The 20158-nt window shown below is 63.0% G+C and carries 23 protein-coding genes; 11 read left to right on the forward strand and 12 right to left on the reverse strand.

Annotated features, from left to right (window positions below):
- Positions 1 to 91 precede the first annotated feature (91 nt).
- Complete coding sequence (locus BQ8482_RS39985; protein ID WP_023801558.1) at positions 92 to 217, reverse strand: hypothetical protein; 126 nt, start codon at positions 215 to 217, stop codon at positions 92 to 94.
- Positions 218 to 429: 212 nt separating this feature from the next.
- Here BQ8482_RS39985 and BQ8482_RS02645 point away from each other — a divergent pair, with 212 nt between their 5' ends.
- Positions 430 to 1260, forward strand: coding sequence for a transglutaminase-like domain-containing protein (locus tag BQ8482_RS02645; protein ID WP_123146154.1), 831 nt, complete (start codon positions 430 to 432; stop codon positions 1258 to 1260).
- A gap of 92 nt (positions 1261 to 1352) precedes the next feature.
- Entirely contained in the window at positions 1353 to 1757 is a 405-nt protein-coding gene (locus BQ8482_RS02650; protein WP_123147327.1) for a GFA family protein, read from the forward strand.
- A 4-nt stretch (positions 1758 to 1761) separates the two neighbouring features.
- Here BQ8482_RS02650 and BQ8482_RS02655 read toward each other — a convergent pair whose 3' ends face one another.
- A complete protein-coding gene (locus BQ8482_RS02655; protein WP_123147328.1) occupies positions 1762 to 3021 on the reverse strand; it encodes a DNA recombination protein RmuC in 1260 nt (419 codons plus the stop codon).
- Between the two features lie 105 nt (positions 3022 to 3126).
- Here BQ8482_RS02655 and def point away from each other — a divergent pair, with 105 nt between their 5' ends.
- The 5 genes from def to truA all read left to right on the forward strand — a co-directional run bounded on the left by def (position 3127) and on the right by truA (position 6302).
- On the forward strand, positions 3127 to 3657 hold the full coding sequence (gene def, locus BQ8482_RS02660; protein WP_123146155.1) for a peptide deformylase: 531 nt from the start codon (positions 3127 to 3129) through the stop codon (positions 3655 to 3657).
- 93 nt (positions 3658 to 3750) lie between these two features.
- Positions 3751 to 4056 (forward strand): plasmid stabilization protein, encoded by a 306-nt coding sequence (locus tag BQ8482_RS02665; protein ID WP_165848400.1) that lies wholly within the window; start codon positions 3751 to 3753, stop codon positions 4054 to 4056.
- Positions 4057 to 4087: 31 nt separating this feature from the next.
- Positions 4088 to 5023, forward strand: coding sequence for a methionyl-tRNA formyltransferase (fmt, locus tag BQ8482_RS02670; RefSeq protein WP_123146157.1), 936 nt, complete (start codon positions 4088 to 4090; stop codon positions 5021 to 5023).
- Positions 5020 to 5529: a GNAT family N-acetyltransferase gene (locus BQ8482_RS02675; RefSeq protein ID WP_123146158.1), complete on the forward strand. Its 510-nt coding sequence runs from the start codon at positions 5020 to 5022 to the stop codon at positions 5527 to 5529. Before fmt ends, BQ8482_RS02675 begins: the two co-directional genes overlap by 4 nt.
- A 17-nt stretch (positions 5530 to 5546) precedes the next feature.
- Entirely contained in the window at positions 5547 to 6302 is a 756-nt protein-coding gene (gene truA, locus BQ8482_RS02680; RefSeq protein ID WP_123146159.1) for a tRNA pseudouridine(38-40) synthase TruA, read from the forward strand.
- On the opposite strand, the gene BQ8482_RS02685 is transcribed toward truA, so the two are convergent.
- The 6 genes from BQ8482_RS02685 to dapD all read right to left on the reverse strand — a co-directional run bounded on the left by BQ8482_RS02685 (position 6299) and on the right by dapD (position 11579).
- The gene (locus BQ8482_RS02685; protein ID WP_123146160.1) at positions 6299 to 6892 is read right to left on the reverse strand and encodes a transporter; all 594 of its coding nucleotides are present in this window, start codon (positions 6890 to 6892) and stop codon (positions 6299 to 6301) included. The two genes, truA and BQ8482_RS02685, sit on opposite strands and share 4 nt — an antisense overlap.
- A 2-nt stretch (positions 6893 to 6894) precedes the next feature.
- Positions 6895 to 8094 (reverse strand): succinyl-diaminopimelate desuccinylase, encoded by a 1200-nt coding sequence (gene dapE, locus BQ8482_RS02690; RefSeq protein ID WP_123146161.1) that lies wholly within the window; start codon positions 8092 to 8094, stop codon positions 6895 to 6897.
- Between the two features lie 232 nt (positions 8095 to 8326).
- Complete coding sequence (locus BQ8482_RS02695) at positions 8327 to 9496, reverse strand: GGDEF domain-containing protein (RefSeq protein ID WP_123146162.1); 1170 nt, start codon at positions 9494 to 9496, stop codon at positions 8327 to 8329.
- Positions 9497 to 9580: 84 nt separating this feature from the next.
- Positions 9581 to 10303: a hypothetical protein gene (locus tag BQ8482_RS02700; protein WP_123146163.1), complete on the reverse strand. Its 723-nt coding sequence runs from the start codon at positions 10301 to 10303 to the stop codon at positions 9581 to 9583.
- Positions 10304 to 10324: 21 nt separating this feature from the next.
- Positions 10325 to 10825, reverse strand: a complete 501-nt coding sequence (locus BQ8482_RS39990) for a DUF805 domain-containing protein (RefSeq protein ID WP_095494109.1) — start codon at positions 10823 to 10825, stop codon at positions 10325 to 10327.
- Positions 10725 to 11579, reverse strand: a complete 855-nt coding sequence (gene dapD / locus BQ8482_RS02710) for a 2,3,4,5-tetrahydropyridine-2,6-dicarboxylate N-succinyltransferase (RefSeq protein WP_123146164.1) — start codon at positions 11577 to 11579, stop codon at positions 10725 to 10727. Before dapD ends, BQ8482_RS39990 begins: the two co-directional genes overlap by 101 nt.
- A 143-nt stretch (positions 11580 to 11722) precedes the next feature.
- On the opposite strand from dapD, the gene BQ8482_RS02715 reads away from it, so the two are divergent.
- Positions 11723 to 12562, forward strand: coding sequence for an LOG family protein (locus BQ8482_RS02715; protein WP_082982714.1), 840 nt, complete (start codon positions 11723 to 11725; stop codon positions 12560 to 12562).
- A gap of 40 nt (positions 12563 to 12602) precedes the next feature.
- Here the strand turns inward: BQ8482_RS02715 and BQ8482_RS02720 are convergent, their stop codons facing one another.
- Positions 12603 to 13310, reverse strand: coding sequence for a pyrimidine 5'-nucleotidase (locus BQ8482_RS02720; protein WP_095494106.1), 708 nt, complete (start codon positions 13308 to 13310; stop codon positions 12603 to 12605).
- A gap of 161 nt (positions 13311 to 13471) precedes the next feature.
- Here BQ8482_RS02720 and BQ8482_RS02725 point away from each other — a divergent pair, with 161 nt between their 5' ends.
- Entirely contained in the window at positions 13472 to 14233 is a 762-nt protein-coding gene (locus tag BQ8482_RS02725; protein WP_123147329.1) for a GGDEF domain-containing protein, read from the forward strand.
- A 203-nt stretch (positions 14234 to 14436) separates the two neighbouring features.
- Here the strand turns inward: BQ8482_RS02725 and phhA are convergent, their stop codons facing one another.
- The gene (gene phhA / locus BQ8482_RS02730; RefSeq protein WP_123146165.1) at positions 14437 to 15273 is read right to left on the reverse strand and encodes a phenylalanine 4-monooxygenase; all 837 of its coding nucleotides are present in this window, start codon (positions 15271 to 15273) and stop codon (positions 14437 to 14439) included.
- 136 nt (positions 15274 to 15409) lie between these two features.
- Between phhA and BQ8482_RS02735 the strand changes: the two genes are divergently transcribed.
- Positions 15410 to 15886, forward strand: coding sequence for an Lrp/AsnC family transcriptional regulator (locus BQ8482_RS02735; RefSeq protein WP_029347288.1), 477 nt, complete (start codon positions 15410 to 15412; stop codon positions 15884 to 15886).
- A gap of 116 nt (positions 15887 to 16002) precedes the next feature.
- Positions 16003 to 17550 (forward strand): magnesium-protoporphyrin IX monomethyl ester anaerobic oxidative cyclase, encoded by a 1548-nt coding sequence (bchE, locus tag BQ8482_RS02740; RefSeq protein WP_123146166.1) that lies wholly within the window; start codon positions 16003 to 16005, stop codon positions 17548 to 17550.
- A gap of 34 nt (positions 17551 to 17584) precedes the next feature.
- Here bchE and argB read toward each other — a convergent pair whose 3' ends face one another.
- Both argB and BQ8482_RS02750 read right to left on the reverse strand, forming a co-directional pair.
- Positions 17585 to 18478 carry an acetylglutamate kinase gene (gene argB, locus BQ8482_RS02745; protein ID WP_095494100.1) on the reverse strand — a complete coding sequence of 298 codons (894 nt, stop codon included), beginning with the start codon at positions 18476 to 18478 and terminating at the stop codon, positions 17585 to 17587.
- Positions 18479 to 18578: 100 nt separating this feature from the next.
- A complete protein-coding gene (locus BQ8482_RS02750; protein ID WP_123146167.1) occupies positions 18579 to 20075 on the reverse strand; it encodes an amidase in 1497 nt (498 codons plus the stop codon).
- Between the last annotated feature and the right edge of the window lie 83 nt (positions 20076 to 20158).

Below are 20158 nucleotides of genomic sequence, written 5' to 3' on the forward strand. Positions count from 1 at the left end.
GTCAGCGCCGACGGCATTTCAGGACCAATCGCTGGATGTCGATTGGTCCTGAAATGCCGTCGGTCATGACCTTGCGCCGAAACGCCGAGGCTTACTTGTCCTTGAGCTTGGTCGCCTTGACGGGCGGCGCTTTCAGGGTCGGGGCAGCGGCGGGTTTCTTTGCGTCCTTCTTCGGCTTGCGGGCTTCTTTGCCCGCCTTCATCGCACCTTTAGCCATGATTCGTTTCCTCCGATTGTGGCAAGCGAAATGAACCAAGAGAAACGTCCGACCGCAAGAGGCATTATCTGGCGCGCCTGCGTCAGCCGGCGGCCGTCAACCGTTTCTAATTCGCTCGTAAACCGCGCTGGTCCGTGCGATGATCTTTTTTGCACTGCAGCACAGCCCGTGCCTTCGCCGGGTGATGATCCGGCAGGCCGGTCAGGACGACAATGCGAATCCATATCGGCTGCGAGATGAGCTTCGATTTTCCGCAGGAAACGCCGTTGATCGCGATGCTCAACGTCCACTATTCCCGCGCGTCCGATCTCGATCGGCCGGATTTCCTGACCTCGAACCCGCCGGTACCGATCGAGAGCTACCGCGACAGTTTCGGCAATTGGTGCAACCGTCTTGTTGCCCCGCCCGGGCGCTTTACCTTCGGCACGGACGCGGTGATCCGCGATCCCGGAACCTTCGAGATCGGCGATCTGGTGGCGTGGCAGCACGAGGTGCGCGACCTGCCGTCGGAGACATTGCTGTTCCTGCTGCCCAGCCGCTATTGCGAGAGCGACGTGCTGGCGAGCGAGGCGTGGCGGCTGTTCGGCCACACACCGCTCGGCATTCCACGCGTGCAGGCGGTCTGCGATTTCGTCCACAACCACATTATCTTCAATTACGGCAATGCGCGGCCGACGCGCACCGCGGCAGAGACCTATCGTGAGCAAAGCGGCGTCTGTCGCGACTTCGCCCATCTCGCCGTCGCCTTCTGTCGCGCCTTGAACATCCCGACGCGCTACTGCACCGGCTACATCAGCGACATCGGCCTGCCGAAACCGTGGTCGGACATGGATTTCGCCGCCTGGATGGAGGTCTATCTCGGCGGCCGCTGGCATGCCTTCGATCCGCGCAACAATGCGCCGCGCATCGGCCGTATCCTGATCGCCTCCGGCCGCGACGCAGCCGATGTGCCGCTGACCCATATTTTCGGGCCGGGCACGCTGGCCGGCTTCAAGGTCTGGACGGAAGAGGTCATCGAACAGGCGTCGGCGCAGCAGTCTTGAAACGCCGGATGCTTCGCGCGTTGTGAATGCCTGTGGAACTGCGGCTGCTGCGCCGTGAACGCGTCGAGGCGCAGCCGAAGGGAGGAGCGAAGATGAAAATCGACGGCGGGTGCCATTGCGGCGCTATCACCTACGAAGCGGAGGTCGATCCGGAAAAGACCAGTATTTGCCACTGCATCGATTGTCAGCAGCTGACGGGCACGGCCTTCCGCGTGACCGTGCCGGCGCCGGAGGACCACTACCGGATCACCAAGGGCACGCCGAAGATCTACATCAAGATCGCATCGAGCGGCGCCAGGCGCGCCCAGGCCTTTTGCGGCGAGTGCGGTTCGCACCTCTATGCCACGTCGGTCGGCGACGGGCCGAAAGTCTACGGCATCAGAGTCGGCACGGCGCGGCAGCGCGAACAACTGATCCCGAGAAAACAGATATGGCACCGCTCGGCGCTGCACTGGCTGCCGGAGTTCGAAGGCATGACGACCGTCGAGGAGCAATAGCCTCTCAGTCGTCGCCCTCGACGACCCTCAGTCTCAGCTGACCGGTCTTGGAGTCGGCGACGCGCGCACCCGCTTCGGCCTTCGCGCTGGCCCCCGATCCGGCGTCGCCCTCCGTCGGCTGCGCGCCGAACTCCAGCGCCTCGATCTTCTGGCCGCGCTTGGTCACCTTCGACGTCGAGACGAGGATATCGTCGATATCCTTGGCCGACTGGCCGAAATGGCTCTGCAGCTTGCGCACCCGCTCGTCGAGGCGCGAGACATCCTCCATCAGCCGGATGACTTCGCCCTGGATCAGATGCGCCTGTTCGCGCATGCGGGCGTCCTTGAGGATCGCCTGGATGACCTGGATCGACAGCATCAGCAGCGACGGCGAGACGATGACGATGCGGGCGCGGTGCGCCTTGTGGACAATCCCCTCGAAATTCTCGTGGATCTCCGCGAACACCGATTCCGACGGCACGAACATGAAGGCGGTGTCCTGCGTCTCGCCCTGGATCAGGTATTTTTCTGAAATATCGCGGACGTGCACCTCGATGTCGCGCCGAAACGCTTGGGCTGCGACCTTCTGCAAATCGACGCCTTCGGCGGCACGGATGGCGTTCCAGGCTTCCAGCGGAAACTTGGCGTCGATGGCAAGTGCGGGCGCGCCATTCGGCATCTTCACCAGGCAGTCGGGCCGGCTGCCGTTCGACAAGGTCGCCTGGAATTCGTAGGCACCGTGCGGCAGGCCGTCGGCGACGATCGCCTCCATGCGAGACTGGCCGAAGGCGCCGCGCGTCTGCTTGTTGGAGAGGATCGCCTGAAGCTGAACGACCTGGCCGGCGAGCGACTGGATGTTGCCCTGCGCCGTATCGATGACCGCCAGCCGCTCCTGCAGTCTGGCGAGGCTCTCATGCGTCGATTTCGTCTGCTCGGTCATGGTCTGGCCGAGACGGCCGGTCATCGCGTCGAGGCGTTGACCGATCGATTGTGTGAGTTCGGCCTGCCGCGCTCCGAACACTTCGGCGATGGCGCCGATGCGGCCCTGCATCTCGGCCTGGCTTTGCAAAATGCCGGCCATCCGCGCCTCCGCGTCACGGGCGTGGTCGGCGGCTTCGGCGGCAGCCACCGCACGCGCCTTGGCCGAGCGCCAGAGCGCGACGACAAGCGCCACGAACAGGCCCAGAAAAAGGATCGCGCCGAATGCCAGTGCGTGGCCGAGCGTGATCGTGGTGGCGCCGAGCCGGGCGATTGGTTCGGACAGGATGGTGGTCAGGTCATTCATATTGGGCAGCATAGATGATTCGGCCTGATGGCACAGATCAAAACGTGAACGCCGCTGCAAATGCCCCGGTTGACGCCTTTCGTGCGAGGTCTTAGGTGAGACGCCATGTCGATCAAACCGCTCATCATCCTTCCCGATCCCGTCCTGCGCCAGGTTTCGAAACCGGTCGAGCGCGTCGACGCCGCTTTGCGCAAACTTGCCGATGACATGCTGGACACGATGTATGATGCGCCGGGCATCGGTCTGGCGGCGATCCAGGTCGGCGAGCCGCTGCGCATGCTGGTGATCGACCTCGCCAAGGAAGACGAGCCGCCGGCGCCGCATGTCTTCATCAATCCCGAGATCCTTGAGAGCGCCGATCAGCGCTCGGTCTACGAGGAGGGTTGCCTGTCGATTCCGGATTACTATGCCGAGGTCGAGCGCCCCGCCGCTGTGCGGGTGAAATATCTCGATCGCGACGGCAAGCTGCAGGAGATCGAGGCCGAAGGGTTGATGGCGACTTGCCTGCAGCACGAAATCGACCATCTCAACGGAGTTCTGTTCATCGACCACATCTCGAAGCTGAAGCGCGACATGGTGGTGAAGAAGTTCAAGAAGCTCGCGAGGGACAAGACGCCGGGCAAGTTGGTGGGATAGGGCGATACTCGCGCAGTTTGATGCTGAACCTTTCGAGAATATTGGCGGGACAGCGCCCCTCTGCCCTGTTCCAGATCAGGAATGGAGACGCCGATGAGCGACATGCTGATCAGAAATATTCCCGAACCCTTGAAGCGGGAAATCGAGCAGGCGGCGCGTAAGAGCGGCCAGAGCGTCTCGGGCAAGGCGATCGCTCTTCTGCGCGAAGGCATGGTCGCCGAAAGGCAAGCCAGGCTGGAGCCGGGTCGCTCGGCATGGGACGCTATTCGCGCGACTTTCGCTGCTGAAAACGCAATTGGCGATGAATTCGCCAAGCTCATGAACGAAATCGAAGCAGAAAGGAAACGCGACTTCGGTCGCCGACCCGCAAAGTTCGCGACTTCGACTGAGCCGACTTAGCGGCCAGACCTAGACCGGACCCGGAACAAAAATGCCCCTGCGCGTCATCTTCATGGGTACGCCCGAATTCTCCGTGCCGACGCTGCGGGCGATCGCCGAAGCCGGGCATGAGATAGAAGCCGTCTATACCCAGCCACCGCGCGCCGCCGGTCGCCGCGGCCTGGAACTGACGCCGTCGCCGGTGCAGCGCGAGGCGGAGCGGCTGGGCATCGAGGTGCGGACGCCGGTGTCGCTGAAAAGCGAAGCTGAGCAGCAGGCGTTCCGCGCCTTGCGGGTCGACGTCGCCGTGGTCATCGCCTATGGATTGCTGTTGCCTAAACCAATTCTCGAGGCGCCGCGGCTCGGCTGCCTCAATGGTCACGCGTCGCTGTTGCCACGCTGGCGCGGCGCCGCCCCTATCCAGCGCGCCATCATGGCCGGCGATACCGAGACAGGTATGATGGTGATGCGGATGGAAGAGGGCTTGGACACCGGCCCGGTGGCGATGGTCGAAAAATGCGCCATCGGCCCCGATATGACGGCCGGCGAACTGCACGATCGGTTGATGCACATTAGTGCCGCGCTGATGGCGGAAGCGCTGGCACGAATGGAAAGGGATGCCCTGACATTTACCGCACAGGCGACGGAGGGGGTGACCTACGCCAAAAAGATCGATAAAGCGGAGACGCGCGTGGACTGGACGCGGCCTGCTGGCGAAGTCCACGATCATATTCGCGGCCTGTCGCCCTTTCCCGGCGCATGGTGCGAGACCGAAATTGGCGGCCGCTTGGAGCGGCTGAAACTGCTTCGCTCGACGCTTTCGGATGGCGCCGGCGAGCCGGGAGGAATTCTCGACGACCGGCTGACGGTCGCCTGCGGGTCAGGCGCGATCAGGCTGGTCGAAGTTCAACGTGCGGGCGGAAGGCCCATTGCCGCGCAGGAATTTCTGCGCGGGGCCAAGCTCGAAGAAGGAATGAAATTCTCATGAGCATGATGTCGATACGCGCGGCAACGCCGCGGGACCGCGAGGCGATCCGCCTCGTCGAGGAACACGCCTTCGGCCAGCAGGCGGAGGCCGGACTGGTCGACGCGCTGGTCAGCGGCGGCGATGCCATCGTCGAACTGGTGGCGGAAGAAGATGGACAGGTGGTCGGCCATATCCTGTTTTCGAGGCTTTTCGTGCAGAACGACGGCAAGAGCTTTCCGGCGGTGGCGCTGGCGCCTCTGGCGGTCGAGCCGTCATTCCATGGCACTGGCATCGGCGGTGCGCTGGTCCGCGAGGCGCATATCCGGCTGAAGGACGCCGGCGAGGTGCTGGCGGTTGTGCTTGGCGATCCCGCTTATTATGGCCGCTTCGGCTACAGTCATGCGCGCGCCGAAAGGTTCGAAAGCGAGTACCAGGGCGAAGCCCTGCAGGCGCTGGCCTGGGGCGAGGCGCCTGAGACCGGCAAGCTGGTCTATGCTTCGGCTTTTAGCTCCGCGCTCGCCGCCTAACCTCATCCTGCTTAGGAATGCCGCGTTTTCGCCTCGACATCGAATATGACGGCAGCCTCTATGCCGGCTGGCAGCGCCAGGCAGACCAACCTTCGGTGCAGCAGGCGATCGAACAGGCGATCGAGAAATTCTGCGGCGAACGGGTCTCGCTGCGCGGCGCCGGCCGCACCGATGCCGGCGTCCATGCGACCGGTCAGGTGGCGCATGTCGATCTCGTCAAGGCATGGCCTGATGACAAGGTGCGCGATGCCGTCAATGCCCACCTGCAAACGGCCAAGGCGCGCATCGCCATCCTCAAGGCGGCCGTCGTGCCTGATAGCTTCGATGCGCGTTTCTCGGCGATCGGCCGCCACTATCTCTACCGCATCGTCAACCGGCGCGCGCCGGCGGCACTCGACAAGGGCAAGATCTGGTGGGTGCCGAAGCGGCTCGACGCCGAGGCCATGCACGAGGCGGCAAAGGTGCTGCTGGGGCGGCATGATTTCACCACGTTCCGCTCGACCCAATGTCAGGCCGACAACCCGGTGCGGACGCTCGATCGGCTGGATGTCAGTCGGCTGGGGGACGTGATCGAAGTGCGAGCCTCGGCGCGCTCGTTCCTGCACAATCAGGTGCGCTCGATGGTCGGTTCGCTGAAGCGCGTCGGCGAAGGCGGCTGGACAATTGCCGACCTGAAGGCGGCGCTCGGCGCGCGCGACCGTGCAGCCTGTGGCCAGGTGGCGCCGCCCGACGGCCTTTTTCTCGTTGGGGTAGATTATCCGAAAGTCGACTAATTCGGCGCACCGATGCCGAGCAGCGCCTGCAGGCCGAACAGAATGACCAGCGACGCCACGAACATGCCGGCGAAGACGGCGGTGCCGACAGCCGCGCCCCTGCCGATGGCGACGTTTGTCATCCGCCAGGTCAGGATCATCGACAACGCAAACAAAAGCAGCGACGCCAGTACGGCGAACTCGTTGGTGGACGGCAGGAAAAGCCTGATCAACGCCGCTGGCAGCATCAGCCAGGCGATGATCGCCGACGCCCAGTTGCTGGCGACGACATAGTGGACAAAGCGTCCGCCAATGCCGGCGCGCGGCGCGACCAGGGCAAGGCCAACGAGCGGCAACACCCAGGCGCCGATGTCGACCGTCGCCAGACGGATCAGCATGCTGAAGCGCCCCGCGAATGCATTCGGATCGCCGATCTCGTTGGCAAGGCCGACCCAGCCGACGATCAGCGCCGGTGCCGCGACGATGATGGCGAAGAAGGAATTCCAGAAACCGTCGGCCGAAAGGTCGAGCTGGCGCAGCCCGTCGGCCTTGCCGAGCATCAGTCGCCAGGCGCCGGTCAGCGAAGCATAGGTTTCATCCGACGAAAGCATGATTACGGTATGCCTCGCTCGAACCAATCTTCGATAAAACGCTGATAGATCTGCGTCAGCGTCTCGAGGTCGGCAAGCGCGACGCGTTCATCGACCATGTGCATGGTCTTGCCGACCAGCCCGAACTCGACCACCGGACAATAGTCCTTGATGAAGCGCGCGTCGGAGGTGCCGCCGGAGGTGGAAAGCGCCGGCTTCCTGCCGATCACCGCCTTGACCGAACCGCTGAGCGCTTCGATCAGCCGGTCGTCTCGGGTGAGGAAGACGTGACTCGGCCGGTCGCGCCAGACGAGTTCGTAATCGACTAGGGTCGTCTTGCCGGCCCGGTATTTCTTGCGCTTCGCCGCCTTGTCGAGACGGTTGTGGATTTCCGCCTGGATGGTCTCGGCGGTCCATGTGTCGTTGAAGCGGATGTTGAAGGTGGCGGTCGCCTTTGCCGGAATGACATTGGTGGCTGGATTGCCGACGTCGATCGAGGTCACCTCCAGATTGGTCGGCTGGAAGTCCTTGGTGCCGCTATCGAAGACGGGGTGCAGCAAGGCGTCGACCAGCGTCATCAGCCCACGCACCGGATTGTCGGCAAGCTGCGGGTAGGCAGCGTGGCCCTGGCGGCCGTTGACGATGATGCTGCCGGACAAAGAGCCGCGCCGGCCGATCTTGATCATGTCGCCCAACGTGTCGGGATTGGTCGGCTCGCCGACGATAGACGCGTCCCATTTCTCGCCCTTGGCGGCCGCCCATTCGAGCAGCTTTGTCGTGCCGTTGATGGCCGGCCCTTCTTCGTCGCCGGTGATCAGCAGCGAGACCGAGCCTTTCAGGCCGCCTTTCGAACCGAGATGGCGCGCCACCGCGGCGATAAAGCAGGCGATGCCGCCCTTCATGTCGACGGCACCGCGGCCGAACATCTCGCCTTTGGCGATCTCGGCGGCGAAAGGCGGATGCGTCCATGAGGCCTCGTCGCCGACCGGCACCACGTCGGTATGCCCGGCGAACATCAGGTGCGGACCGTTGCCGGAGCGCCGTGCATAGAGATTTTCGATATCGGGTGTGCCGTCCTCGGAAAATACCGGCCGCTCGACGGAAAAGCCGAGTGGTTTCAACATTGTTTCCAGTGTGCTCAGTGCCCCGCCCTCAATGGGCGTCACCGAGGGGCAGCGGATGAGGGCGGCGAGATTTCCAGCAGGATCGGTCGGCAACGTCATGGGCAAAAGCGATAGTCGAAAGCGCAAGGCCTGTCACGGCCAGACATAAGGGCCAGCCATCCCGCCGACATTATGGTTCTCATGGCGTATAGTCGAAGGCCTAACGCATGTCGCCCAAAAGCATGCGCTCGGGCTTAAAGCGCGTCGCACGAATCGCTTCAGACCCAACGCGCCTTTAGGCTGGATATTGGATGGACGGAGGCGACAAAAGGCCCAATGATCACTAGGATCGTCAGTTCGCGGCCCGCACATGCGCCCAGTAACGGCCCTTGCCGGTGCGCTTGGCTTCGTAGAGCGCGTGATCGGAACAGGTGAGGAGGAGTTCCGGCTCGCCGCCGTCGGCAGGCGCAAAGGCGCTTCCAATGCTCAGCCCGATGGGTATTGCGGTGCCCACGCCAAGGTCGAAAGGCACCGAAATCTTCTCAATGGCCCGCTTTGCCAGGTAGGTGGCTTCAATCTCGGATGTGTCGGGTAGCAGGATGACGAATTCGTCACCGCCGATGCGAAAGACCACATCCCCCGCTCGGAAAGCGCGTTTCAATCGTTCGGCCACCTTGCGCAGCAGCATGTCGCCGACCGCGTGGCCGAAGCGGTCATTGACGTGTTTGAAGCCGTCGAGATCCATGCTGAGCACGGCAAACGGCCTGCCGCCATTTGCGGCCGGCGCCGCAAGCTCGCTGCACATGCCGCGCAGTTTCTCCTGGAGGAAGATGCGGTTCGGCAGGCCGGTCAGGGCGTCCTTGATCGCCAGATCGCGATTGTCCAGTTCGGCGCGGATCATGCGGGCGTTAATCGCATGATTTTGAAGCAACACGATGATGACGCCGGCCACATAGAACGGCACTTGAAATCCGACGATAGACATTCCCGGCGCTGGAGAAAACAGCGCGCCAACCAGGAAAGGCAGGCCTACGGCCAGCATAACGAATATGGCGTAGCGCGGAGTCGCTGCGTTGCGCGACGACACCACGCCGACGACGCCTGCGACATTCAGGGCAGCCAAAACGGCGAGCGCCATATGCCCGCTGACGACGCAGCCATAGCAGCCGAGGCCGAAAATCACCGACCACGGGCCCCCGGCGGCCATGAGGCCTGCCAGCGGCCCCGTTCCCCCACGCTTGCGGGCCCGCTCACATTCCCGCATCAGCAGGAAGCGGACGGCAAACAGGATGAGGTCGGCCGCGATCCAGGCGTAAGGCCACCGGTCGCCGGTGACGACCGCGGCGCTGACTGCCAGCACCAGGACGCTGATGGTGCCGAACAGGACAGCGAATTTGCGGTCGAAGGCGGTATCGAGAAGCCGCGCACGGACAGCTTCCGGTTCCGCTCTCATCGGCGAAGAAAACCAGGCGAACAGCCGCGCGCCGGCACTTCGCTTTCCGCGCGTTTTCGGGTTGGCCAAGGGTTCGTCGTGTGCCAGTCGAGCGCTCCGTGCCGGGCGACACAGTCTCCACGGGCATGCTGGACCAAGGTGATTAAGATTAGCTTAGGTACCTGGACGAGCCGACCGAAACGAACCGTCGATCAGGGTGATCTTTTGCCAGATCTTCCGCGACAGGTTGGAGCTCAGGGTTTCGATGTCGTTGACACCGTCGACGACCACATTGTCGTTGACCGACTGGGCGAACAGCGCGGCGATCTTGCCGGTGATCGACAGCATTTCGGAGCAATAGTCGAGGTAGCGGGCGAGATCGGCACGGTCGGTTATGCGTGCCGGTGAATGGGATGTCGGCTTGAAATCGGTTGAAAGCGCTGCCGGATCTTTGGTCAGCTGATGCATGTCGATGACATGGATCAGCGATCGCAAGCCGTGAAGCTTGCGAAACACCTGCTTGCGCTTGATGCGCTCCTCGGTTCGGATCAGGGCCAGGAAGCCGAGCATCGCGAGGATGATCATGTTGATCAGGGATTCGATGCCTTGCACCGACTGGATGGCATCGTGGGTGCCCGAGATACGGCCGAGCGGCAGGATGGTGCCGACGAACAGGAACGTCAGCGCGCCGGCGGCAATGGCGGCGATGACGACGCCGCGCAGCCACCAGATCGGCGCTTCCAGCGCCTTCGCCGCCTTGGCCAGATCACGCGACAGCGACACGAGTTCGATGGCGACGCCACGCAAGCCTGCATCGGGAAAACGCTCGGAGACGCGTTTTTCCAGTCGCTCGGCAGTTTCGATGATCAGTTTCGAATCAAGCGTGCGGTAGCGCATGGCTAGATACCCGACCGGCGCTCAGGATTCGGCCGGCGCATTGGTGCGTTTGCCGTAGCGATTGGGTCCGGGATCGCTTTTGAAGAAGGCCAAAATAATAAGGAGAATGGCGCCGACGATGAGAGAGATCAATGCGTAGTAGGTAGGCTTGCCGAAATCATGGAACCGCTTCGCCGTTAGCGCAAAGGTCGACCATGTCGAGACAACCACGGCGATCCACCAGGCGAGCGCCCAGTACTGACTTGCGGCAGTGCCTAGCGGCGTTCGCGAGAACTGGTAGAGCAGGAAAAGCTGAACCAGGAGCGGCAAAAGACCGGCCAAAACGTAGGCACTTGGGTTCACTCGCCCGGAAAGGCTGAAGAAAAGCCATAGAAATCGAGGTCTGTCGAGCAAGCGGGTGCGTCCGTTTTTTTGCGAAGGATCAATCGCGAAGCAGTTCGTTGATCGAGGTTTTGGAGCGGGTCCTGGCATCGACGCGCTTGACGATGACGGCGCAGTAGAGGCTCGGACCGGGCTCGCCATTGGGCAACGGCTTGCCGGGCATCGAGCCGGCGACGACGACGGAATTGGCCGGCACTTCGCCGTAGAAGACCTCACCGGTGGCGCGGTCGACGATCTTGGTCGACTGACCGATGAAGACGCCCATGCCGAGCACCGAGCCCTCGCGCACGATGCAGCCTTCGACCACCTCGGAGCGTGCGCCGATGAAGCAATTATCCTCGATGATGGTGGGGCCGGCCTGCATCGGCTCCAGCACGCCGCCGATGCCGACGCCGCCCGACAGATGCACATTCTTGCCGATCTGGGCACAGGAGCCGACCGAGGCCCATGTGTCGACCATGGTGCCGCTGTCGACGTAGGCGCCGACATTGACGAAGGACGGCATCAGCACGGCACCTGGCGCGACATAGGCGGAGCGCCGCACGATCGACGACGGCACGGCGCGGAAACCTGCCTTCTCGAAATCGATGGCGCTCCAGCCGTCGAATTTCGACGGCACCTTGTCCCACCACACAGCCTGGCCGGGACCACCCTTGATGATCTCCATCGGGTTGAGCCGGAACGACAGCAGCACCGCTTTCTTCAGCCACTGGTTGACATGCCATTTCCCGTCGGCCTGCCGCTCGGCAACGCGGGCGATACCCCGATCGAGCAGGTCGAGCGCCGACTGGATGGCGTCGCGCGTCGCGCCGCGGGTTGCCGTCGAAATCGTCTCGCGTTCCTCGAAGGCGGTTTCGATGGTGTTTTCGAGGCTCGTCTGATCGGGCTTCGACATGAATTCGCTCCATTACCAAGCTGTTAAGGGGCCGCACCTTAACCTGTTTTGAAAGTCGCCGGACCCTATGTGAAGGCTTGGTGAGGGTCAATCGCGGCTGCGTCACGGGACGGCGCAAGTGAATAATTGGACGGGTAGGTAATATGACTCCTATGGAAAAGGCGGGGTGGACGCCGCTGCCGCATTCGGACGAGGATCTGGAGCGGTCGAAAAGCGTGCCGGACACGCCGCAGACGCGTGCCGAGACCTACCGGTTGGCCTGGAACGATCCCGACTTCATGACGCGGCGCGAATTGCGCGCGGTCAGACTGCAACTCGAACTGTTGAAGCCGGAGATGATCCTGGCCGAGCGCGGCATCCGCTCGACCGTCATCCTGTTCGGCGGGGCGCGCATCCCCGAGCCGGACGGTGAAGCCTGGGCAGCCAAAAACGAGACGCAGAAGAAGAACCTCGAGAAAAACAGTAAATATTACGAGGAAGCGCGAAAATTCGCCCGCCTCTGCTCGCAGCAGTCGGCCACCTCTTATTATCGCGAATTCGTCGTGGTGACAGGCGGCGGACCCGGCGTCATGGAAGCCGGCAATCGCGGCGCCGACGATGTCGGCGCACCGTCGATCGGCCTCAACATCGTGTTGCCGCACGAGCAGGCGCCGAATGCCTATGTGACGCCGGAGCTCTGTTTCAACTTCCACTATTTCGCTGTCCGCAAGATGCACTTTGTCATGCGCGCCAAGGCTGTCGCGGTGTTTCCGGGCGGCTTCGGCACGATGGACGAATTCTTCGAGACGCTGACCCTGATCCAGACCGGCCGCATGGAGCGCGTGCCGGTGATCCTGTTCGGCAAGGCGTTCTGGAAAAGGGCGATCGACCTCGATTTCCTCGCCGAGCAAGGCACGATCACCCCCGGCGACCAGGATATCATCGATTTCGTCGACACCGCCGACGAGGCTTGGGGGATCATCAGCCGCTTCTACAAGCTTTAGGCCGCGGGCTGTATCGATCCGGCTGCACGAAGCAACTGCCTCAAGCGGTGACGTCGACGATCGCGGTGAGGAATTCGGCAAGGTCGTCGGTGACGAAATCCACATCGTCCTCGTTGGCCGGATCACGTTCCCAGATCTCCGAGAAGGTCGGCTCGAAGTTGCGCGGCACGACCAGCACCGTGGTCATGCCCAGCGATTTCGGCACGGACAGGTTGCGTGCCAGATCCTCAAACATCACCGCATTGTGGCCGGTGACGGCGTGGAGTTCCGCAAACTTCTCGTAGGTGCGGCGCGCCGGCTTGGGGTTCAGCCCGGCAGCGACGATATCGAAGATGTCGTCGAAATGGTCAAGGATGCCGAGCTGGCGCGCGGTGCGTTCGGCATGCCTGCGGTCGCCATTGGTGAAGATGAACTTGCGGCCGGGAAGCTGGCGGATGGCGGTGCCGAGAACGGGATCGGGAACCAGCCAGGAATAGTCGATATCATGGACCTTCTCGAGAAAATCGTCGGGATCGATGCCGTGGCGCGCCATCAGACCGTTCAGCGTCGTGCCGTATTCCCGGTAGAGTTCCTTCTGCAGCTTGCGGGCATCGTCGCGTGGCAGCGTCAGCAGTTCTCCGACATAGGCGGTCATCTTCACGTCGATCTGCGAGAACAGGTTCGAATGGTGCGGATAGAGCGTGTTGTCGAGGTCGAACACCCAGTCGGTGACATGGGCAAAACGGGCGGGATCCGGGAGCGTGGTCATGCAATCCTTATGGCACGAAACAATGCTTTTGGCAGAGGCTTTATCCACAACTTATGCGCGTTGCGAGTGGCGAAAATGGCGCCATGATTCAAATTTTAGGCATCGCCGAAAGGTGGCATTCAGCGCTTGCTGGCACAGAGACGGTTCAGGGGGAACCAGCGATGAGCCGCATATTTCTGAAGTCTGCCGCCGTCGCTTTCGCCTCCGTCGCGGTCTCGCTTTTGTTGACGCTGATCATCGTCCCGGCAATCGGCTTCCCGTTCAACCGCACGATCTGGCTAACATCCACGGTCTGCCCGCTCGCGCTTGCCTGGATCGCTAGCGCCTACACCTTCTGGCAGGGGGAGAGGTTGAAAAGCGCCCATCGCGACCTCGCCCGCGCTCATGCACAGCTCGCCGCAGCGCATCGGCGCCTGTCGGAAAAGGCGAGCCGCGACGACATGACCGGCATGCTCAACCGCGAGAGCTTCTTTGCGGCGCTCGAGGCCTCCCGGCGTAAATCCGATCGCGGAGCGTTGCTGATCATCGATGCCGACCACTTCAAGATCATCAACGACAGCTACGGCCATCTGACCGGCGACGAGGCGTTGCTCCTCATTGCAAGCGCGATCGAGCGCGGCGTGCGCAGCGGCGACGTGATCGGCCGCATCGGCGGCGAGGAATTCGGTGCGCTTCTGGTCGGTGCCACCGAACAGGAAGCCAAACGCGTCGCCGAACGCATTCGCGGTGAAGTCGAGCTGATCCGCTTCCGTCCCGTCGATGAGCGGGTCATACCCCTCACCGTCAGCATCGGCGGTGTCACCTGCGGCGAGGATGCCGGCGTGTCGGATCTGATGCGTGCCGCCGACCACCGCCTTTACCAGGCCAAGCATCGCGGCCGCAATCTGACCATCCTGGACAGGGACATTCCCGAAGCGGCCTGAGCGGTCCCATCGGGACGTGCTTTATCTGCCCGAAGTCCAAGACATCCTGGAACTTCCCGGCTTCCTCCCGGCTGGGCGACCACCGCGGCAAGGTCATCGGCGTGTAGAAGGCCGGCTCAGCCGACCTGCCGAGGGATCGCCATCACAGTGCGCCACCAATAACGCCGGCGCCGATCGGCTGGAGCGTCCGAGCCGCCCAGCGTCTAAAGTTTCGCCGGGTCGAGCGGCGGCTTGCCCTTGTGGCGTCCGATGATCGCTGCCATTTCGGCGACGTTCTGGAAGGCATCGCGCAAAACGTCGAAGGACGGCACCACGAAATAGGCGCGCTGGAACTTGTCGATCTCGTAGCTGGTGCGCATCACCGTTTCCAGATCGAAGGGGACATGGTGCGCGTCCTTGCTTTCAACCGCGAATTGAAGTTCCGCAAAGGACGACATCAGCCCGGCGCCGAAAGCCTTCAGCGGTTGGCCTGCTTCCTGGATCAGCCCGTATTCGACAGTGTACCAGTAGAGGCGGCTGATCATCTCGTCGCCGCCGAGCGCGATCAGATGCTCGGCCTTCTCGCCATACATCTGCATGAAATCGGCAAAGACCGGCTGCGTCAGCGCCGGCACATGGCCGAAGAAGTCGTGGAACATATCCGGCTCGACGATGTAGTCGAGCTCTTGTTTCGTCCGCAGCCAGTTGGTCACCGGGAAGCGGCGGTTGGCGAGGTGGACGAAGAAGGCTGGCGCGGGAATGAGGCCCGGCACGGCGACGATTTCCCAACCGGTAAGCTTGCGCAGCTTTTCGCTGACGACACCGAAATCCGGAATCTTGTCGAGCAGGCCCAGCGTGGCGACGCCGTCGAGATAGGACCGGTGTGCCAACTTTTTAGTCAGCTTCGTCTGGCGGTCGCACAGCGTACGCCACACCGCCTGCTCGTCAGCGGTGTAGTTGTAGCTCTGCTCCACGGTGAAATCGGCACGGCAGACCGAATAGTCGCCGCGAAGGCCTTGTGCCGCGCATTCGCGGGCGTAATCGGCAACGCTCATCGTCATGGCTGTTCTCCCTGGAAATCACGACTAACATTATAAAAGTTTAGCCGGGTCCGGTGAGGCAAATCCGCTTTGATGATGGCCCGAACAGGCGATTTGAGGTTAAAAGCCACCACAGAAAAGCTGCAGGAGAGTGAAAGTGCCTCAGTTTGACGATTTTGAGATCAAGATGCTCGATATCTTGCAGCGTGATGGGCGCAAGCCGGTGTCCGAACTGGCCCAGGAGATCGGCCTTTCGACGACGCCATGCGCGCGCCGCTTCGAGGCTCTTCAGAGCGCCGGCATCATCAAGGGCTTTGCCGCTGTGCTCAGCCGCCGCGCCATCGGCCTGATGGTCGAAGTGTTCATTCAGGTGCGCTTGGTAACCCACAGCGACGGTTCGCCCGAAACCTTCATCGCCGCCGTGCAGCGCATGGACGAGGTGTCGTCCTGCTGGACGATGACCGGCGACTACGATTTCCTGCTGCATGTGATGGTGCCGTCGGTCGATGAGCTCAACGCCTTTGTCATGCACCGGCTGATGCGGCTCGACGGCGTGCGCGATGTCCACACGCAGCTCGTGCTGCAGAACATCAAGGGGCCGGGCCACGTACCGCTTGGGCACCTCAGGCGATGAGTCTGTATCTCGCCGTCTGCATTTCTGCGGAAAAGCTGCACGGAAACTGCTGAACCGGGCCAGCTGCAGGCCCAGATCGCCGACCAGGATGACCGGACCATCGCAAAAGGTCCTTCATGAAAATCGTCCTGATCAATCCGCCGCATACCGCAATCGGCAGCCGCGTGCCCGACGACCATTTGCCGCCGCTCGGCCTGCTGGCACTGGGCGGCCCGCTGATCGACGCCGGCCATGACGTGCGGCTCGTCGATGCCGAGTTCGGACCGATGCCGCTTGCCGCGGCTGTGCAAGATGCGTTGAGCGATCATCCCGATTGCATTCTGATCGGCCATTCCGGTTCGACCTCGGCGCACCCGACAGCCCTGGAAATTGCACGAATGGTCAAGCACCGCGGCCCGGCGACGATGGTGATCTATGGCGGTGTGTTCCCGACCTATCACTGGCGCGACATCCTTGCCGAAACGGATGTCTTCGACTTCATCGTGCGCGGCGAAGGCGAGGCGACCATCGTAGCCCTGGTCGAGGCGCTGGACAGGCGCCGGCCGCTGTCTGACGTGGCGGGCATCGCCTTTCGCGACGATTTGCGCCGTCCCTTTGCCACCAAGCCGGCAGGCACCATCGCCGACCTTGATGAATACCGCGTCGGCTGGGACCTGATCGATGTCAGTCGTTACAGTTATTGGGGCGGCAAGCGCGCGGTGGTCATGCAGTTTTCCCGAGGCTGCCCGCATCTGTGCAACTATTGCGGCCAGCGCGGCTTCTGGACGCGATGGCGGCATCGCGACCCCGTGAAATTCGCGCAGGAGATCGCCTGGCTGCACCGCGAACACGGCGTCGAGCTGATCAACCTTGCCGACGAGAACCCGACCTCGTCCAAAAAAGCCTGGCGCGCCTTTCTCGATGCGATGATTGCGCAGAACGTGCCGGTGCTGATCGTCGGCTCAACCCGTGCCGACGACATCGTTCGCGATGCCGACAGCCTGCATCTCTACCGCAAGGCAGGCGTCATCCGTTGGCTGCTGGGCATGGAAAACACCGACGAGCAGACGCTTGCATTGATCCGCAAGGGCGGCAGCACTTCATCCGACCGCGAGGCGATCCGGCTGCTGCGCCTCAATGGCATCCTGTCGATGGCGACTTGGGTGGCCGGCTTCGAGGACGAGCGTTTTCGCGATCTCTGGCGCGGCTTCCGGCAGCTCATCGCCTACGACCCGGACCAGATCCAGGCGCTCTATGTCACGCCGCACCGCTGGACGCCGTTCTTCAGGATCGCCAGGGACCGCAAGGTGATCCAGCTGGACGCCCGCCTGTGGGACTACAAGCATCAGGTGCTGCAGATGACCCGGCTCAAGCCGTGGATGCTGTTCTTCAGCGTCAAGCTGATCGAACTGGCGGTACAGTCCCGGCCCAAGGCCCTGGCGCGCATCCTGTTCCACAAGGATCCAGAGCAACGGCATTCGATGCGCTGGTATACGAAAATGGGCCGCCGCGTCTGGTTCCGTGAAGTCTGGGGCTTTCTCGCGCGGGATCGCCGTCTTGACGACGGGCCGACACTGGCCGCGTTCTGGGGTGCACCGCAGGACGAGGAAGAGCAATCGATGACGTTCGTACATCAGGTCCGCAAGTCTGCTGAACCAGCCATCGGGATTTCGCCGAGCGCCTGAGTCCAACAATGCCCTACAAGCTGTCAGCCTGCGCTTATGGCACGATCAGCGTGCCGGCGCCGTGTTCGGTAAACAGTTCGAGCAGCACCGAATGCGGCGTCTTGCCGTTGAGGATGACGACGCCCTCGACGCCGCGCTCGATCGCCTCGATGCAGGTCTCGACCTTGGGGATCATGCCGCCCGACACCGTGCCGTCCTTGATCAAGGCCTTGGCCTCGGCCACGGTCAGCTCATCGATGAGCTTCTTGTTCTTGTCGAGCACGCCGGGCACGTCGGTGAGGAACAGAAGGCGTGTCGCCTGGCAGGCACCGGCAATCGCGCCGGCGAAGGTGTCGGCATTGATGTTGTAGGTGTGGCCGTCGCGGCCCGGCGCCACCGGCGCCAGCACCGGGATCATTTCGGACCGCGCCAGAAGGTCGAGCAGCGTGCGGTCGACCTCGATCGGCTCGCCGACGAAGCCGAGATCGAGCACGCGCTCGATATTGGAGTCCGGGTCGATCATGGTCTTGCGCGCCTTTTCGGCGAAAACCATATTGCCGTCCTTGCCGCACAGGCCGATCGCCCATTCGCCCTCGGCATTGATCAGCGCGACGATCTCCTTGTTGATCGAGCCGGCCAGCACCATCTCGACGATCTCGACCGTCTTCTGGTCGGTGACGCGCAGGCCGCCCTCGAACTTCGATTCGATGCCCATCTTGCTCAGCATGGCGCCGATCTGCGGCCCGCCGCCATGGACGACGATCGGGTTGACGCCGGATTGTTTCAGCAGCGCGATGTCGCGGGCGAAGGCCTTGCCGAGTGCAATGTCGCCCATGGCATGGCCGCCATATTTCACCACGACCGTCTTGTTTTCGTATCGCTGCATATAGGGCAGCGCCCTCGAAAGCAGAGCGGCCTGCATTTCGGCGGTGGCGGCGAGGTCCGTCATCGGCATGGTTCCCAGTTTGGCATGAACGGCGGCGTCTTAGCGGGAATTGGAGCAGGGGGCAAACGGCTTTGCTGTCACATCAGGTGAAATCGGCCCGCTTTTATGCCGGCAACTGCAGCGGCGCCCGCCGCTCCTGCCATCCCGAAATCTTTTCCATTTGCGCGGCGAAGGACAATAAGGTCTCCTCGTCGCCGGGGCGGCCGGCGGCCTGGATGCCGAGCGGCAGGCCGGCATCGGTGACATAAACAGGCAGCGCGATCGACGGCTGGCCGCTGACGTTCTGGATCGCCGGCCAGTGGGTGAACCACAGGCTCTTGTCCATCAACTGGCCGAACAGCGGCTTGAATTTCAGCAGGCGGGCAAGCCGCAGCCTGTCGAGCACGTCCTCTATGAACGCATCGGCGCCCTTCGGGTCCATGGCGCCGCAGGCGAGCGGAGGATGGGCAATAACAGGCATCAGCACGGCATCGTACGGCGCGGTCTCGGTAATCAGGCGGCGCGACGTGGCGTGCAGCCGCTGCAGGCCGGCGTAGATCTCGCCGGCCGAGACGATCTCGCCGAAGCGGCTCATCAGACGCGTGGCGCGCTCGACGTCGCCCGAAACGGAGCGGCCGACGCGCAAGACTTCAATGCGCATCGCGCCGGCGACTGCCGCAGCCACCGTCCTGCCGAAATCGGCGATGAAGTCGCGGCCGATATAGGGCAGGTCGATCTCCTCGATCGTGTGGCCGCCTTCGCGCGCCAATGCCACAGCCGTGTCCAGCGCCGTCAGCGTCTCGGCCGATATCGGCAGGCCGAGCGGCGATTTCCGAAAGACGGCCAGTTTCAGCTTGCCGGGGTCGCGCACTGCTGCGGCGGCAAAAGTTCCCCTCGGCGGCGGCGCCGCATACGGTGACAGCGGATCTGGTCCATGCGTCAGGTCGAGCAGCAAGGCCGAATCCCGGACCGAGCGGGCAACGGCGTGGTCGACGACCAGACCGTACCAGCTTTCGGTGACGAGCGGCGACAGCGGCACACGGCCGCGCGAGGTTTTCAGCCCGACCAGCCCGGTGCAGGCGGCGGGAACGCGGATCGAGCCGCCGCCATCCGAAGCATGTGCCACCGGCACGACGCCGGCCGCGACCAGCGCCGCCGCACCCCCGGACGAGCCGCCGCTGGTATGGGCCGTATTCCACGGATTGCGGGTGATGCCGAAAGCGGTGGATTCGGTCATCAGCCTCAGCCCATGTTCGGGCGAGGTGCTGGTGGCGATCGGGACAAGGCCGGCGGCCAGATGGCGTTCGGTCATCACCGAGTCGAAATCGGCAACGAAGGCCGGAATGCGGCTGCCGCCGTGCGTCGGCACGCCTTTCATGGCGATGCCGAGATCCTTCAGGGCAAAGGGCACACCGGCCAGCGGCAGCTTGCGATCGATGGTTTTCGCCCGCGTCCGCGCCGCCTCGTAAAGCGGCTCGGCGATGGCATTGATGTCCGGGCGAGTGGCCTCGGCCCGCGCGATCGCCGCATCGACGAGCTCCTGCGGCGAGATTTCTCCCTTGCGCACCAGGCCGGCCAGGCCGATTGCGTCATGTTCCCACAAGGCCCGTTCGACGGACATTCTTGCTTCCCCCAAATATTGGCAAGCTAGAGCATCGGACCCAAAAGTGGAAACCGGTTTTGAGAAAATCCGATGCTCAAACA

Source organism: Mesorhizobium delmotii, assembly GCF_900149755.1.
In the GTDB taxonomy this organism is placed as follows: Bacteria; Pseudomonadota; Alphaproteobacteria; order Rhizobiales; family Rhizobiaceae; genus Mesorhizobium; species Mesorhizobium delmotii.

Bases quoted from the DNA above. Each gene is read 5' to 3' on its own strand.
- BQ8482_RS02715 (WP_082982714.1), top strand. From the start codon at position 11,723: ATGACTCCTATGGAAAAGGCGGGGTGGACGCCGCTGCCGCATTCGGAC.
- dapD (WP_123146164.1), bottom strand. From the start codon at position 11,579: ATGTCGAAGCCCGATCAGACGAGCCTCGAAAACACCATCGAAACCGCC.
- BQ8482_RS02750 (WP_123146167.1), bottom strand. From the start codon at position 20,075: ATGTCCGTCGAACGGGCCTTGTGGGAACATGACGCAATCGGCCTGGCC.
- def (WP_123146155.1), top strand. From the start codon at position 3,127: ATGTCGATCAAACCGCTCATCATCCTTCCCGATCCCGTCCTGCGCCAG.
- argB (WP_095494100.1), bottom strand. From the start codon at position 18,478: ATGACGGACCTCGCCGCCACCGCCGAAATGCAGGCCGCTCTGCTTTCG.
- BQ8482_RS02650 (WP_123147327.1), top strand. From the start codon at position 1,353: ATGAAAATCGACGGCGGGTGCCATTGCGGCGCTATCACCTACGAAGCG.
- BQ8482_RS39985 (WP_023801558.1), bottom strand. From the start codon at position 217: ATGGCTAAAGGTGCGATGAAGGCGGGCAAAGAAGCCCGCAAGCCGAAG.
- BQ8482_RS02725 (WP_123147329.1), top strand. From the start codon at position 13,472: ATGAGCCGCATATTTCTGAAGTCTGCCGCCGTCGCTTTCGCCTCCGTC.
- BQ8482_RS02720 (WP_095494106.1), bottom strand. From the start codon at position 13,310: ATGACCACGCTCCCGGATCCCGCCCGTTTTGCCCATGTCACCGACTGG.
- truA (WP_123146159.1), top strand. From the start codon at position 5,547: ATGCCGCGTTTTCGCCTCGACATCGAATATGACGGCAGCCTCTATGCC.
- dapE (WP_123146161.1), bottom strand. From the start codon at position 8,094: ATGACGTTGCCGACCGATCCTGCTGGAAATCTCGCCGCCCTCATCCGC.
- BQ8482_RS02665 (WP_165848400.1), top strand. From the start codon at position 3,751: ATGAGCGACATGCTGATCAGAAATATTCCCGAACCCTTGAAGCGGGAA.
- bchE (WP_123146166.1), top strand. From the start codon at position 16,003: ATGAAAATCGTCCTGATCAATCCGCCGCATACCGCAATCGGCAGCCGC.
- phhA (WP_123146165.1), bottom strand. From the start codon at position 15,273: ATGACGATGAGCGTTGCCGATTACGCCCGCGAATGCGCGGCACAAGGC.
- BQ8482_RS02645 (WP_123146154.1), top strand. From the start codon at position 430: ATGCGAATCCATATCGGCTGCGAGATGAGCTTCGATTTTCCGCAGGAA.
- fmt (WP_123146157.1), top strand. From the start codon at position 4,088: ATGCCCCTGCGCGTCATCTTCATGGGTACGCCCGAATTCTCCGTGCCG.
- BQ8482_RS39990 (WP_095494109.1), bottom strand. From the start codon at position 10,825: ATGGCGAGCCCGGTCCGAGCCTCTACTGCGCCGTCATCGTCAAGCGCG.
- BQ8482_RS02700 (WP_123146163.1), bottom strand. From the start codon at position 10,303: ATGCGCTACCGCACGCTTGATTCGAAACTGATCATCGAAACTGCCGAG.
- BQ8482_RS02655 (WP_123147328.1), bottom strand. From the start codon at position 3,021: ATGAATGACCTGACCACCATCCTGTCCGAACCAATCGCCCGGCTCGGC.
- BQ8482_RS02685 (WP_123146160.1), bottom strand. From the start codon at position 6,892: ATGCTTTCGTCGGATGAAACCTATGCTTCGCTGACCGGCGCCTGGCGA.
- BQ8482_RS02675 (WP_123146158.1), top strand. From the start codon at position 5,020: ATGAGCATGATGTCGATACGCGCGGCAACGCCGCGGGACCGCGAGGCG.